14 protein-coding genes are annotated in these 14068 nt (G+C 69.2%); 11 read left to right on the forward strand and 3 right to left on the reverse strand.

Annotated elements, in window-relative coordinates:
- Positions 1-9: 9 nt before the first annotated feature.
- Positions 10-510, reverse strand: coding sequence for a DUF1269 domain-containing protein (locus GXP74_RS13495; protein ID WP_182451731.1), 501 nt, complete (start codon positions 508-510; stop codon positions 10-12).
- Between the two features lie 486 nt (positions 511-996).
- On the opposite strand from GXP74_RS13495, the gene GXP74_RS13500 reads away from it, so the two are divergent.
- The 6 genes from GXP74_RS13500 (at position 997) to GXP74_RS13525 (ending at position 6805) form a co-directional block, all read left to right on the forward strand.
- Positions 997-1536, forward strand: a complete 540-nt coding sequence (locus GXP74_RS13500; protein ID WP_182451732.1) for a hypothetical protein — start codon at positions 997-999, stop codon at positions 1534-1536.
- A gap of 37 nt (positions 1537-1573) precedes the next feature.
- Entirely contained in the window at positions 1574-2731 is a 1158-nt protein-coding gene (locus GXP74_RS13505) for a DUF4331 family protein (protein WP_182451733.1), read from the forward strand.
- Positions 2728-4068 (forward strand): Dyp-type peroxidase, encoded by a 1341-nt coding sequence (locus GXP74_RS13510; RefSeq protein WP_182451734.1) that lies wholly within the window; start codon positions 2728-2730, stop codon positions 4066-4068. The genes GXP74_RS13505 and GXP74_RS13510 overlap by 4 nt, the downstream gene beginning before the upstream one ends.
- A complete protein-coding gene (locus GXP74_RS13515; protein WP_182451735.1) occupies positions 4065-4955 on the forward strand; it encodes an enoyl-CoA hydratase/isomerase family protein in 891 nt (296 codons plus the stop codon). Before GXP74_RS13510 ends, GXP74_RS13515 begins: the two co-directional genes overlap by 4 nt.
- 33 nt (positions 4956-4988) lie before the next feature.
- Positions 4989-6053, forward strand: a complete 1065-nt coding sequence (locus GXP74_RS13520) for a sulfite oxidase (protein WP_182451736.1) — start codon at positions 4989-4991, stop codon at positions 6051-6053.
- 89 nt (positions 6054-6142) lie between these two features.
- Positions 6143-6805, forward strand: a complete 663-nt coding sequence (locus tag GXP74_RS13525) for a GAP family protein (RefSeq protein ID WP_182451737.1) — start codon at positions 6143-6145, stop codon at positions 6803-6805.
- 96 nt (positions 6806-6901) lie between these two features.
- Here the strand turns inward: GXP74_RS13525 and GXP74_RS13530 are convergent, their stop codons facing one another.
- On the reverse strand, positions 6902-8584 hold the full coding sequence (locus GXP74_RS13530; protein ID WP_182451738.1) for an alpha/beta-hydrolase family protein: 1683 nt from the start codon (positions 8582-8584) through the stop codon (positions 6902-6904).
- A 459-nt stretch (positions 8585-9043) separates the two neighbouring features.
- On the opposite strand from GXP74_RS13530, the gene GXP74_RS13535 reads away from it, so the two are divergent.
- Positions 9044-9268, forward strand: coding sequence for a hypothetical protein (locus tag GXP74_RS13535; RefSeq protein WP_182451739.1), 225 nt, complete (start codon positions 9044-9046; stop codon positions 9266-9268).
- 162 nt (positions 9269-9430) lie between these two features.
- Entirely contained in the window at positions 9431-9796 is a 366-nt protein-coding gene (locus GXP74_RS13540; protein ID WP_225447906.1) for a hypothetical protein, read from the forward strand.
- Positions 9797-9824: 28 nt separating this feature from the next.
- On the opposite strand, the gene GXP74_RS13545 is transcribed toward GXP74_RS13540, so the two are convergent.
- The gene (locus GXP74_RS13545) at positions 9825-10895 is read right to left on the reverse strand and encodes a lactonase family protein (protein ID WP_182451741.1); all 1071 of its coding nucleotides are present in this window, start codon (positions 10893-10895) and stop codon (positions 9825-9827) included.
- A gap of 292 nt (positions 10896-11187) precedes the next feature.
- Here GXP74_RS13545 and GXP74_RS13550 point away from each other — a divergent pair, with 292 nt between their 5' ends.
- From GXP74_RS13550 to GXP74_RS13560, 3 genes are all read left to right on the forward strand, one after another.
- The gene (locus GXP74_RS13550) at positions 11188-11505 is read left to right on the forward strand and encodes a hypothetical protein (RefSeq protein ID WP_182451742.1); all 318 of its coding nucleotides are present in this window, start codon (positions 11188-11190) and stop codon (positions 11503-11505) included.
- A gap of 141 nt (positions 11506-11646) precedes the next feature.
- Positions 11647-11967: a carboxymuconolactone decarboxylase family protein gene (locus tag GXP74_RS13555; RefSeq protein ID WP_182451743.1), complete on the forward strand. Its 321-nt coding sequence runs from the start codon at positions 11647-11649 to the stop codon at positions 11965-11967.
- Between the two features lie 348 nt (positions 11968-12315).
- Positions 12316-14019, forward strand: coding sequence for a SulP family inorganic anion transporter (locus GXP74_RS13560; protein WP_225447907.1), 1704 nt, complete (start codon positions 12316-12318; stop codon positions 14017-14019).
- Positions 14020-14068 lie beyond the last annotated feature (49 nt).

Below are 14068 nucleotides of genomic sequence, written 5' to 3' on the forward strand. Positions count from 1 at the left end.
ATGGGCTCATCACGCCTCGGGCTCCTCCGCGAACGCCTCCCGCAGCCGCGACTCCTCCTCCGTCGAGAGGTTCGTCTGGATCAGCTCCGCGTCCCAGCCCTCGAAGGCACCACTGACGCGGTCGAGTACCGCATCGGAACTGAGGAGGAAGAGTGCAGAGGTCCCGGGGGTCACGCGTTCCCGCACCTCCTTGACGAAGCTCTCGTCGATGCCGCCGGCACGAGCAAGTGAACCCCCGAGCGCGCCGAAAGCCGCACCGACGGCCGCGCCGAGGACCGGAACGAGGAAGATCAGGCCGAAAAGCATCCCCCAGAAGGCTCCGCCGAGGGCGCCCACTCCGGTGAACGAGGCCAGATGGCGGGTCTTGGGCTTCTTGGCGCCGACGGGCCAGGTCACCACCGCCCCGTCCTGAAGGATGATCAACTGCTGCTTCTGCAAGTCTTTGAGGGTCTCCAAGGCGGCTTCAGCACCTGTAAGTGCGGGGAAGCGCCATACCGTCAGCGTTGCCATGTGTGATCTCCGATCAATTTGCGGGGTAGTACGTCTACGCCTTCATCATCAGAGTGCGCCGACTCCACTGCCATGCGTCATGAGCGAATGAGTGACCACTCAGGCTGCCGTTGTGCTGTCACCGCGCCCTGGCGGGCTCCCGATGATCGGGAGTCCGCCTGCCGGAGGGCACGGTGGCCCGACTGCACTGGGTTCAACGAGGAGGAAGCGCCCAGCATCTCCATCCTGCGCGCCCGTGACCGCAGCCGCGACTGCAACGGGGCCGGGTAGCCCTGGGCGATTCCCGCACTGGCTTCCTCCGGGCAACTGGACAACCGATTCCCCCTTTCACCCGATTGCCCTGATAGTTTGCCGTATTTTGTCGCCGCATACAGACTTAGACGGCCGCATGCAGACTGAGCGTGGATGATCCGCCCGGTAGCAAAGGCCGCGCCGAGGCATCCGCGCGTCGGCGACTCTCCCGTGACCAGGAACGGAATGAGACCCATGACGACAGCGTCAGAGGCGCGGCCAGGCGTCAACGTAGGCCCGACGAGCGAGTTCAGCCTGTTCTTCCGAGTACAGGCGGGACACGAGCGCGATATTCGGGAGGACCTGCGGAAGCTTCAAACCACACCGGGTTATCGGCCCGGGGACTACGACCTGCCGATCGCCACTATTCACGAAGCGCGCTTCGTGCTGTTCGACAACGACACCCGGCTGCTGTTCGCCACCAGCTTCGACGGACCATGGGACGCCTACATGGAGGACTTCGCGTCGACGCCGTTGCAGTTGTTCGACTCGGTCTTTCGGCACGTCGAAGGATACGGCGGACTTCCCGATATCGCCGCGGTGAAGGACTTCATCCTCGGCGCTCAAGCCACTGCGGCCGCGTACGCTCGGAACTACGGCGGCACGGTGAAGGAAATTCGCAAGGCCGCACGAGTGAACCGGGCTTTCCAGCAGGTCCTTGACGATCCGGAGGCGGCCCAGGCACTGGCGCAGCCGGCCCTCAAGCCCCTGCTGGACGAGGCCGCAGACCTGTAGCTGTCGGATTCGACCGACTGAGAAATCGAGGCCACTCGTGTCCGACCACCTCTCCGGGCCGCGGGCCATGGCGGATCCAGTTCTGGACATCACCGATGTCTACGCGTTCCCCAGTCCCGAGCATTCCGGCCACCTGGTGCTCGTGGCGAACACACTGCCGTTCGCGCCGACGGACGCGCGGTTCTCCGACGGCCTGATCTATCGATTCCGGCTACGCCGGCTCGGCCCGGGGGTGCCCGAAGGGTCCAAGCTGTTCGCCGTCGACTCCGAGGAGTTCGTGTTCGACTGCGTATTCTCCGCCCCGGTGGCGACGGAGGGTGACGGCCCGTCGCTTCAGGAGGGCCAGTGCCGGACCCCGTCGGGGAAGGTGGTGGCGTTCCGGGTGGACGACGAGCACGGCGCCAGCGCCCACGGCGTTCGTGTCTTCGCCGGATCCAGGTGGGACCCGTTCATCCTGGACGCGCCGGCCGCCTTGAAGACGATCGCGACCGGACAGTTGTCGTTCACGGACCCGAGCTCGATCTTCCTGGACGGCAAGAACGTGCTCGGCCTGGTCATCGAGGTCGACTGCGCGAAGGTCCTCGGGGGCGCCTCCCTGGTCGCCGTGGTGGCTGAGACACTGACCCGGGGCGCGTTCACCGTTCGTCTCGAGCGAGTAGGCCGACCCGAGGTCAAGAACCTGATCCTTGGGCCGAAGCAGTTCGATCCAGTGAACCGGGACCTTGAGATTCGCGACCTGTACAACTGCGAGGACGCCTTCGACCTGAAGCACGACTACCGGGGGGCGTACCGCGCGCGGCTGAACGCGAACCTCGCCTTCTGGGACAGCCTGGACGGCGCCGTGGACTGGCCGGTCGACGACCATGGCGCGCACCCCCTCACCGAGCTCCTGCTCGCCGACTACCTGGTCGTGGACGCCTCCAAGCCCTACGCCGAGCAGGGGTCGTTCCTTGAGATCGAACTGGCTGCCAAGGAGCGCCGGCCGCACACGAGTTGCGGTGGCCGGGCCCTCAACGACGATGTGATGGACACCTTGTTCACGCTGCTGGTCAATGCCGGGAACGGGCCGCGGATCCGCGATGGCGTCGACCAGTCGACGATGCCCGCCGGCCAGGAGTTCCCCTATTTGGCTCGGCCGAATCCCGATCCCCCGGGTCCTCCCCCGCCCCACCCGACTCCAGTGGAGGAGCCGTGAGCGACGCCACCGATGTCACGCTCGATCTGGAGGACATCCAGAGCGGCGCCCTCCACGAGCGCCCGTCACCCTACGTCGGCACCTACCTGCTGCTGCGCATCGATGACCGGCACGCGGGACGGGAGTTGGTACGCCGGCTGCTCGCGGTGGTCGACTCGGGCGTCTCGTTGGCTGACCCCGCCGACGCCTGGATCACGGTGGCCTTCACCCATCACGGGCTGAAGGCACTGGGCGTGCCACGAGAGTCCTTGGAGAGCTTCGCGCCGGAGTTCCGCCAGGGGATGGCCGCTCGTGCCGCCGAGATCGGCGATGTCGGCGAGAACGCCCCGGAGCACTGGGAGAAGCCCCTGGGAACTCCCGACGTGCACGTGGTGCTGGCGGCGCTCTCACCGGACGCCGACCGGTTGGAAAGCGTCCTGGCCCGTGCCGGCCGCACCCTTGAGCAACTGCCGGGGGTCGAGGTGATCTGGCGGCAGGACTGCTACCAGCTGCCGACGGGGCGGACATCGTTCGGGTTCAAGGACGGGATCGGCCAACCCGCCGTGCAGGGGAGCGGGATCCCCGGATCGAACCCGCGAGAGGAGCCGATCAGCGCCGGCGAGTTCATTCTCGGCTATCCGGACGAGACCGGCAGCCTGCCGCCGATGCCGACCCCGGACGTCCTTGGCCGCAACGGCACCTACGTCGTGTTCCGGAAGCTGCACACCCGCGTCGCGGACTACCGGCTGTACCTCCGCGAACAGGCCACAGACAGGCAGGAGCGCGAACTGCTCGCCGCCAAGATGGTCGGCCGGTGGCCCAGCGGAGCCCCCCTCGCCCTCACAGCCGAACAGGACGACCCCGATCTCGGCGCGGACCCCACGCGCAACAACGACTTCGGTTTCCGCGACGACCTGCGGGGGTTCAAGTGCCCGGCCGGTGCGCACATCCGCCGGGCAAACCCACGAGACGCATTGGACCACGAGATGAGCGTCAACACCCGTCTGCACCGCATGATCCGCCGCGGCACGAGCTACGGGCCGCCACTGCCCGAAGGGGTCCTGGTCGACGACGGAGCCGACCGGGGCATCATGTTCGTCTTCGCCGGAGCCCATATCAAGCGCCAGTTCGAGTTCGTCAAGACGCAGTGGCTCAACGACGGCATCTTCATCGGAGCGCCGGCCGAGAAGGACCCCCTGGTCGGGCGCAACGACGGAACCGGGAGGTTCACCATCCCGCAGGTCCCCGTCCGACGGCGCCTGCAGGGCCTGCCGCCGTTCGTCGTCACCCGGGGCGGGGAGTACTGCTTCGCTCCTGGCATCGCGGGCCTGCGGTGGCTCTCGGAGCTGGCGACGTGACCCCCCGGCAGCCCGACCGGGGCCAGGAGGCCGTCGGCCACGGCACCGACCGTTGGGACTCCTTGGACTTCGGTCCCCCGCCGACCGGGGTCTCCGAGCCCGACCAGCCGGTGCTGCTGGAGTATCCCGACGAGCGGATCGCATTGATCACCCTGAACCGGCCGCAGGCCGACAACGCCATCACCACGGAGACGGGAAGGCGTCTGACCGAAGTCCTCGACACGATCGCGGTCACCGCGGCCGTTCGCGTCGCCGTCATCACCGGAGCCGGTGACCGCGCCTTCAGCGTGGGAAGCGACCTGCGCCAACGCCACGACATGACCAAGGAGCAGTGGCTCCGGCAGCGCCAGGACTTCGACCGCACCCTGTACGCCCTTCGGCAGCTGCGCAAGCCGATCTTCGCGGCGGTCAACGGCATCGCCTACGGCGGCGGGTGTGAGATCGCGCAGAGCACCGACTTCATCATCGCAGCCGAGAACGCGACCTTCGGCCAGCCCGAATCGATGATCGGCCTCGCTGCCGGCGGCGGCTCACCGGCGCTGCTCCCCCGGATCCTGCCCCCCGGCATGGCGCTGCAGATGCTGATGACCGGAGACCCGATCGACGCTGCCGAGGCCCACCGGCTGGGCATGGTCAACCAGATCCACCCATCGGACGAACTCATGCACGCGGCGTTGCGCATCGCGGAGAAGATCGCAGGCAACTCGCCCACCGCCGTCCAGGCGGTCAAGCGGGCTGTTCACATGGGGCACGGGCAGCCGACCGAGCAGGCCATCGCGATCATGATGGAGGCCCACTGGCGCTCGGCCGTGCATCCGGACCGGATCGAGGGAATCGCCGCTTTCAACGACGGCCGGGACCCGACCTTCCAGGACTCCGACTACTAGCGCTCACCGCGCCGGATCCGCAAGGAGGCAGAGATGACCACAGCAGAGGAGCTGGCGCGCGATCGCGCGGCACTCACGATGATCCAACCCGAGCCGTTCAACGCGGAGGCGCCACCGCAGGGACTGCGCGACGACATCACCCCGGTCAGCCTGCACTACGTCCGCAGCAACTTCGCCCTGCCCGAACACGACGGCACGCTCCAGATCACCGGTGCGGTCCAGAACCCGACCTCGCTGACGCTGGACGACCTGCGCTCCATGCCGGCTGTGGACCGCGTTGTCACATTGGAATGCGCCGGCAACGGCCGCCTGGGCCAGGCGCCGCTGCCCGTCGGCGAACCCTGGGGCTTCAACGCCGTCTCCACGGCCCGCTGGACCGGTGTCTACCTCCACGACGTACTGGCATTGGCAAGCCCAGCGGGTGACGGCGTCGACGTCGCGTTCCTCGGGGCCGATCACGGGCCCTACTCCCAGGCCGGCCACCAGTTCGAGGACCTCACCTACACTCGTGCCCTGACGCTCGCCCACTGCGTCGATCCGGCCGCCGAGATCATGATCGCCTACGCCATGAACGGCGAGGAGCTCACACCCGACCACGGCGCACCGTTCCGCATCATCGCTCCCCGCTGGTACGGCGTCGCCTCGGTCAAGTGGCTCAAGCGCATCGACGTGCTGACCGCGCCGTTCGCCGGTGAGTTCCAGACCAGCCACTACATGTACGAATGGCAGGACCGGCCCCACGAACCGGTCACCGTGATGGCCGTGCGCGCCCGCATCACCGACCCCGCGCCCGGCGTGAGTGTGCCCGCCGGCACCTACACCGTGCGCGGCAAGGCCTGGTCGGGCGCCGGCCCGATCAGCCGGGTCCAGCTCAGCCTCACCGGCGAAGGAGACTGGAACCAAGCGGTGCTGGAGCCGCCGACAGGGCCCTACCAGTGGCAGGACTGGTCGTTCGACTGGCACGCCGTACCGGGCCGGCACACCCTGCGCGCCCGGGCCATCGACGCCGGCGGCAACGTTCAGCCCGACGTACCGCCCTGGAACCGGCTCGGCTACGGAAACAACGCCGTCGAGGTCTCCTACGTCGACGTGATCTAACGACCAGACCTCCGGGCGGCCACTGCGGAGGCGGGAAATGCCGGTGCAGGTGTCCACCAGCACCGTGAGCATTGTCTAAGGAGGCCGCCATGGGCGGCGCGATCGGCGGGATGCTGGGTTCGGCAGTGGGCATCGCCATCAGCCCATTTCCGATCATCGTCATGGTCCTGCTCCTGTCCACGCCCAGGGCGAAGGCGAACGGGATCGCGTTCGCCCTGGCCTGGGTGGCGACGCTGACTGTGGTCAGCGCCGCCCTGGTGGCCGGCGGCGGAGCCAGCACCGGCGGTGAACCTGCCAGGTGGACGTACTGGATGAAGCTCGGGTTCGGCCTGCTGTTCCTTGCGATCGCCGTGAAGCAGTGGTCGGCCCGCCCCCGACCCGGGCACACGGCGAAGCCGCCGAAGTTCCTGGCGACCATCGACACGTTCGGTGCGGGGAAGTCAGCGGGGCTCGCGGTGCTGCTGTCCGCTGTGAGTCCGAAGAACCTCGCACTGATCATCGCCGGCGCCGTCGCAATCGCGTCGAGCCCTTCTAGCAGCGGCGGCAAGACAGTCGCGCTGATCCTCTTCGTCGTCATCGGGTCGCTCTGCACACTCGTGCCGCTCGCCGTGTTCCTCCTGGGGGGCACAAAGGCGGCAGGGGTCTTGGACGGCTGGAAGACCTGGATGGGCGCGCACAACGCCGCGATCGTGGTGGTCCTGTGCCTGGTACTCGGATCCAAGTTCATCGGGGAGGCCCTCACCGGGCTGTGAATCTCCCCGATCGGCGTGCGGGGAGGCGCGTTCCCCGGTAGGGCCCCAGTGCGGCTTCTCGGGGACCACGCCAGTTCAGGTCCCTCCGGCACGGGGTCACTCAGCTGCGATGATCTTCCTGAGTCTGTCGAGGTCCTGGGCAGACGTGCCGGACGGATGCAGGACCGCGTTCCACCCGTCCACGTACTCGGCCTTGTAGCTGTGGCCGTGACCGCTCGGAACACCGGTGGAGAACGGTAGGTCTGCGGTGACCTGCCAGAAGGTGACGAACGGAATCCAGACCATTCCCTTGAGAACGTCCTTGCCGGGCGTCTCGGCGATCCAGTCGGGCTCGCTGAAGATCAAGTGGGGACTCCACCAGACGATCGGGTCGGAAGGGTGCATGAGGTACAGCACCCGCGTGCCGTCCCAGGCCTGACCGGAGGGTGGGACGGCGGTCCCCGGGTCGTTGGCGAAGCGCACCGTCCGCCCGTCCTCGTAGACCGGCTGCACCTCCGGGCTCCCGGGGTCGCGATGGTCGCTGAACTGCCGGAACAGCGTGTTGAAGTTGGGGGGCCCGGCGAAGAGCGTGCCGGCCGTCCGGTTGGCCAGGTCCTGCTCGCCGCTGAAGGCCGCTTCGCCGCCGAAGGAGCCGAGGCTCTCGCCGGCGACGAAGAGTCTGGGCCGGGTCGCCGGGGGTAGCTGCGACCAGGCCCCGTAGACCGCGTCGAACAGGTCGCGGCCGGCCTGCCTGGCCTTGGACTGGTCCACGAGGTAGGACATCCAGGACGGGAGGTAGGAGTACTGCAGCGCGACGGTCGCGGTGTCCCCACCGTTGAGATACTCGAACGAGTCGACGGAGGCCGGGTCCACCCATCCGCTTCCCGTCGTCGTCACGACGAGCAGGTCCTTGCGCCTGAAGCCGCCCGCCCGCTCCAGTTCCTTGACCGCCAGCGCGGCCCGGGCCTCGGTGTCCTTGGCCGATCCCAGCCCGGCATAGGTGCGGATCGGGTCCTGTGCCGGGTGGTGGGTGAACCCCGCGATGTCGGCGGGCGACGGGCCGCCTCCCGCGAACACCCGTCCCTGCCTCCCCAGCGAGTCCCAGGGCACGAGCGACCCCGGTCCGCCCGACCGCAGGGCACTCGTGGGCTGGTGCACACCCTCCGGGGTCGTGGTGTCCCGGCCCGAGAACGCCTCGTTGGCGACGGAGACGAAGCCCTGCAGCAAGAGGCCGGTGATGACCAGATAGGTCGCGCCGGCAACGAGGATCCAGCCGACGGCCCTGGCCGCCCGGTGGCCGATCCAGCGCCCCAGCAGGTCGGCCGTCCAACGGAACGCTGCCCTGATCCCGCGTCCGGTCAGCAGGATCAGCCAGAACAGCCCGGCCGCGACCAGGGGCGACAGAACCACCAGCCACACGTTGTAATCGCTCACCCCCATCATCGCGCGGATCAGGTACTGCCAGTACTGCCCGAGCCCGAAGAACACGGTGACCAGCACGGACGCGCTGATCAGGAACGCCCGCCAGGCCCAGTTCCGGGGCCTGCGCGCGTCACGGTCGGCGAAAGCACGCCAGACGGACGCGAGGAACACCCCCAGCCCGTAGCCGATGGCCGCGCTGATTCCCCACACCACGCCCTGGACGATGCCGCCACGCGGCAGCAGCGACGGCGTGAACGACAGACACGAGGCGATGAGCGCACCCCAGCAACCGGGAAGGATGAGGGAACTGAGTTTCCGGTGCTGTTTCGGCTCCACGGACTCCTCGCCCGGGGCCGACCCCTCGTCGAGCTTGCTCACAACGGCGACCGATCAGCTCGGGGACGACTCCAGGCGTGTGTTGCGCGACACCGCAGGCGGCTCCGTCCCGCACGCGTACAGCGCACACCCATGCTCACCCCGGCCCACCGCCGACGCGAGCCGTAGGGCTCCAGGCGGGTCATCGCCCGACCCGCCGACACAGCCACGGGCATGTCTCCAGTCCACCCGACCGGGTGTCTATCGCGGCCAGCCCCTGTCACCGACCGCTCGGCAGGGTAGATGTCTCGACACAGCAGCAACCGATGAGCGGAGGCGGGTCGGGTGGCGGTCGGTAGGTGGCTGACGGTGGCGTCGGGCGCGGCGGCGCTGGCGGTGTGGACAGCTCGGCACCATGGACGCAACCAAGAGGCACGCGCGATCAGCCGGGAACACCGCGCCTTGGTCCGGGCAGCTGACTGGGTCCTTCGCCGGGCGAGGCCGCGGGCCGTACGCGGCCAGATGGTGCTGGTCACCGTCGATGAGGTCCTGTCCCGGACCGCAGAGGACTGCGGGCCGGCGCTGACGGCACGCGAGCACGCTGCCGCGGTGCTGCGCGATCGGCTCGCCCTGCTGGGCGGCTGCGCCGACATCGTCACCGATGCCGACCTTCACCAACTCCCCTCCCCGCGTGCCGCCTGCGCCGGCCACCGCCCGCTCTGGGAGAACCGCCGCCCCGTCTGGTAACCGCGCCACCACATCCCGCACCCCGTCTCCCCGCTGGTTCCCGCTCCGCCTCACGCGGGCCAAGGACTCCGAGGATGCGCGATCGGCCTGTTCGGCCGCAGGCTGGAGTATGAGCTGCCTCGCAAAGGAGGACTGCCGGCTGTGAGACTTGTCTGTGACAGCGTGTTCGGCGAAGCGGATCTCACGGCGTCGGCGGCGGAGCTGAGCCGTCTGGCAACGACGGTCGCCGACGGTGCGGGACTGCTCAGCTCCACCGCGCTGCCCGGTGGCCGGGTCCTGGCCGGGATCGAGGTGAGAACCACGCCCCGCCGTGGAGTGCTCCTTCGGCTCGACGCGGAACGTCAGGTCATGGTGATCAGCGGCGGCTCGCCTGGCCGCGAGGCATTTGCCGACAACCTGCGCCGCATTGCCTGCGCCCCGGGAAGAGGCCAGTTGCACGTCAGTCACTTCCCCGGGCACCCGTACCTTGTCGAAGGTTCTCTGTCGTTGGTGGTCTACAGCCCATACGGGGGCCTGTGCACACCTTGAGCGACCCGTCGAACCGGCCGCGAGGCGTTCACAGGGTCAGCGTACAAACGACCGAGGGGACGGTGACCACGGTCGTGGCATTCTCCAACGCGCCGCCGTCCAGGACGCGCAGCACGGCCACGGTGCCGCTGCGCTCATTGGCGACCAGTAGTCGCCCATCCACCAGTTCGAGTCCGCGCGGCCAGCGGCCGCCGCTGGGGGTCTCCGCTATCAACTGGAGCGAGGCGTCACAGACCCGGAACGCAGCCACCGTGTCGGCGCCGCGGTTGGACACCCAGACGTAGCGTCCGCAGGGCGAGGCGATGACGGCCCCTGGCTGGTTGTGGCCCTGCCGCGCCGTCGCCCGGATGCTGGAGGTCTCGGTGAGGGTGGCGGTCCGGGAGTCATAGCGGAGGCCGGTGACGCGTGAGGAGAGCTCGTCGGTGATCCACACCTGGTTCCCCTCGGGCGAGAAGGCCAGGTGGCGCGGGCCGGAGCCGGTCCGCAGCTGGTTGGCGACGACCTGGGTCAGCGTGCCGGTCACGCTGTCCAACCGGTAGCCGAACACCGTGTCGGCGCCGAGGTCCACGGCGAGGACGAAGCGCCCGGACGGGTCGACGACGACCTGGTGGGCGTGGCTGCCCGCCTGTCGCCCGGCGACTGGGCCGCTTCCCTCGTGCACGACGACGTCGACGAGCTCGACCGGGCGGCCGTCGTCGTCCAGTCGGTGCACGGCAACGGTGCCGGGCGCGGTGTCCGTGCCGTAGTTGGCGGTCAGCAACCACCGGCCCTCCGGATGAACGGCCAGGTGGCACGGGTTGGCGCCGCCACTGGCGAGCGGCGGGGACAGTGGTTCCAGGGCGCCGTTCCGTCGCCGGGCGAAGGCGCTGACCGCTCCGGCTTCGGCCTCGTTCGTGCTGTAGACGACGTTTCCCGAAGGGTGCGCCACCAGGAAGGACGGTCCGCTCACCGGGACATCGGGCAAGCCGGTGTCGTCCGTGAGCACGCCGCTCGCCGGGTCCAGGCGCAGGGCAGCAAGGCCGATACCCTCGCCGCCGGTGTCGGGAGTGTACGAGCCGGTGTGGACGATCTTTCCGGACGTCGAGGGGGTGACTGGCATGGTTTGAGTCCTCCAACGGATGCGGGAAGGCGCGCGGTCCAGCGGCAACACCGCCGCCTGCAGCGCCGGTTGGGCACGGGCTGTCAGCACCGACCTGCCGCGCCCCCGGTGCGTTGCTCCGGCAGACCCCGAACAGCTCCGGGCCGGGCCTTCTCCCCGCAGGGCGGCCCTGGCTCCTTCACGCTACGACCAGCCAGCCCCGGGGGCATCCCCGCCATCGACGCTGGGCTTGGCCGTCCTGCCGGGCTGTCGGGCGCGCGGGCTCGGCCATCGCGCACGTAGGGTTGTGCCAGTGGGAACTGCTGCCCTGGAGGCGGTCATCATGGCTCGGTGCCGTCAGTTCCATGCCCGGTACGGCTCGCACGCGATCACCGTCGCCGTGCAGCGCGGACGCGCGCGAGACGTCGAACTGCTGGTCGACGGCCGGCAGGTCGGATTCATCCGTGAGCGCGCCGGTGACGTCGTGATGCTCGCCGGCGTGATCGTGGATGATCCGCCTCAGTTTTTCCACGTTCGCATCGAACACCTACGGCAACGCTCGCACGGCCCAATCTGCACGGCGCTGTTCGGCCGCACCGAACAGGCCATGGTCCAGCGCACTACGCCCTGAGAGCCCTCGCCGAACGGATCACCTTCGAGCCCTCCCCCGCGCGCACGCCCCCGGAGGCACCTAGCGTGAGGGCGAGTCACGGTACCCGTCCTTCCGTCAACTCCTCGACGTCAGCGCCGAAGCACAGGAGGCCCTTTTCCAATGTCCACCGCATCGCAGACTCCCGTCCTGGACACCCTCACGGCCATGACCCTCGAATCGATCACGAGGTGCGGCCTGGCCCCGGACACGCTCGTCCTCACCCGGATCGCCGCACTGGTCGCATGCGACGCGCCCCCTGCGTCCTACCTTGCCAACCTCGATCCCGCGCTGCAGGCCGGCCTGACCGCCGAACAGCTCCAGGACGTCCTGGTGGCGATCGCTCCCATCGTCGGCACAGCCCGCATCATGACGGCCGCGAACAACATCGCCGCAGCACTCGGCGTGGCGATCGCCGTCGCGGACGTGGAGGCGCAGGACTGACACCGGCCGGCGATGCCAAGCCGACGCGACGGCTGCTCCTCACCCGGTTCGAAGGCCGGAACCGCCTCCCGCCGCACCCGCGGCGCGGAGGGGACGCGGTTGACTCCTGTCGGCGCACGTCGTGTCGCTGGATCGGGACGACCGGGCGAGACTGCTGTCAGCGGCGCGCCCCGCCGGGTCGGCACGGCCGCGAGGACGACGGTCGGCGCGAGCCGATGTATGTAACCCGCTCCACGACCGCAGAATCGAGAACCGTCGTGAACGCACCCGCGCATCGAGCGTCGACCCGCGTCGACCCGGCGAGTCCCCGTCCGTTCCCGCCCGGAACCGGAAGCACGAAGATCATCCGTGGGCGCTGAACGGCTGCTCGGCCCCGCGTTGGCCAGCCTGCGCGGTCGCCCCGCAGGCGCCGCCCGCACCGACCTGCTGGCCGGCCTCACTGTCGCGGCGGTGGCGGTGCCCGCCTCCCTGGGTATGGCAGAACTCGCGGGCGTTCCGCCGGTCGTCGGCCTGTACGCGAGTTCGCTGCCGCTCGTGGCCTACGCCCTGTTCGGCTCCTCACGCCACATGGTCGTCGGTCCCGACGGCGCCCTGTCCGCACTCACCGCGACCACGGTCGCACCCCTGGCCCTGGGCGACTCCGACCGCTACCTCGCCCTGAGCGCGACGCTCGCCCTGCTGGTCGGCGTCGTGATGATCGCAGCAGGCCTGTTGCGGCTCGGCTTCATGGCCGACTTCCTCTCCAAGCCGGTCCTCCTGGGATACCTCAACGGCGTCTCGCTGAACATCATCGTGGGACAGCTCGGCAAGGTCCTGGGGCTGAACGTCAAAGCCAGCGGCTTCTTCCCGGTGCTGTGGGAACTGGTCCACCACGTGGTGGACATCAGTGTGGTCACCTTCCTGGTGAGCCTGGTCCTCCTGGTCTCGGCCCTGCTCCTGCGCCACTACGTGCCACGCTTCCCCGGCATCCTGCTGCTGGTCGCGGTCGCGGACATCGCGTCCGTGTCACTGCACCTCAAGGAGCACGGGGTGGCGGTGATCGGCCAGATCACCGGTGGAGCGCCCCACATCGGGCTTCCCTCCGTGTCCCTCCACGACATCACCCTCCTCGTGGTGCCCGCGGCAGGCATGGCGCTCATGTCCTTCGGGGACGCCACCGCCATCGCACGCGCCACCGCGGCCAGGAACGGCTACGAGATCGACGCCAACCGCGAACTGGCCGGGCTGGGCGCCGCGAACGCCATGGCCGGGCTCATCCACGGAATTCCGACGTCCTCCTCGGGCTCGCGCACCGCCGCCAGCGAGCAGGCGGGCGGCAGCTCCCAACTCGTCGGCGTCTGCGCCGGAGCCGCGGTCCTGCTTGTCGCCTGGTTCGCCACCGACCTGATCGAACCGCTGCCCAAAGCGGTGCTGGGGGTGGTGGTGATCGCGGCGGCAGTCGGCATGCTCAGCGTCAAGGGCGTCCTGCGTCTGCGCAGGGTCCAGGAGAGCGAGGCTGCCCTCGCGGTGCTGGCCATGCTCGCCGTACTCACCCTGGGGCTACTGAACGGCCTGCTGGTGGCGGTGGCACTGTCGATCGGTGTCTTCGTCTACCGGTCGGTCCGACCGCACGACGCCGTGCTCGGGCAGGTGCGCGACCTCGACGGCTACCACGACATCAGCCGCTTCCAGCGTGCGCAGACCGTCCCCGGCCTGGTGGTCTACCGGTTCGACGGTCCGCTGTTCTTCGCCAACACCCCGTTCTTCATCGATCGTGTGCGCGACATCGTCGAGGAGGCACCGCCGAACGCACGCTGGCTTCTCCTCAACGCGGAAGCCATCGTCCAGGTCGACACCACCGCTGTGGACGCGTTGCGCGCTCTGCACGGCGAACTCGCGGCCCGCGGCATCACCATGGCCGTCGCGCGGGCGAAGAGCCCTTTCCGCAAAGCCCTGGAGGCAACCGGGCTCATCGAGCAGATCGGCCGGGAGAACATCTTCCCGACCGTTGGCTCCGGCGTCTCCGCCTACCTCACGCGCAACCCGGACGCGGCCCCGGACCCGCCGGACTGAGCGGACACCGAAGGCCCCCAGGAAAACCGCGGGGGCCTTCGTGCAACTC

It is taken from the genome of Streptacidiphilus sp. P02-A3a, from assembly GCF_014084105.1.
In the GTDB taxonomy this organism is placed as follows: Bacteria; Actinomycetota; Actinomycetes; order Streptomycetales; family Streptomycetaceae; genus Streptacidiphilus.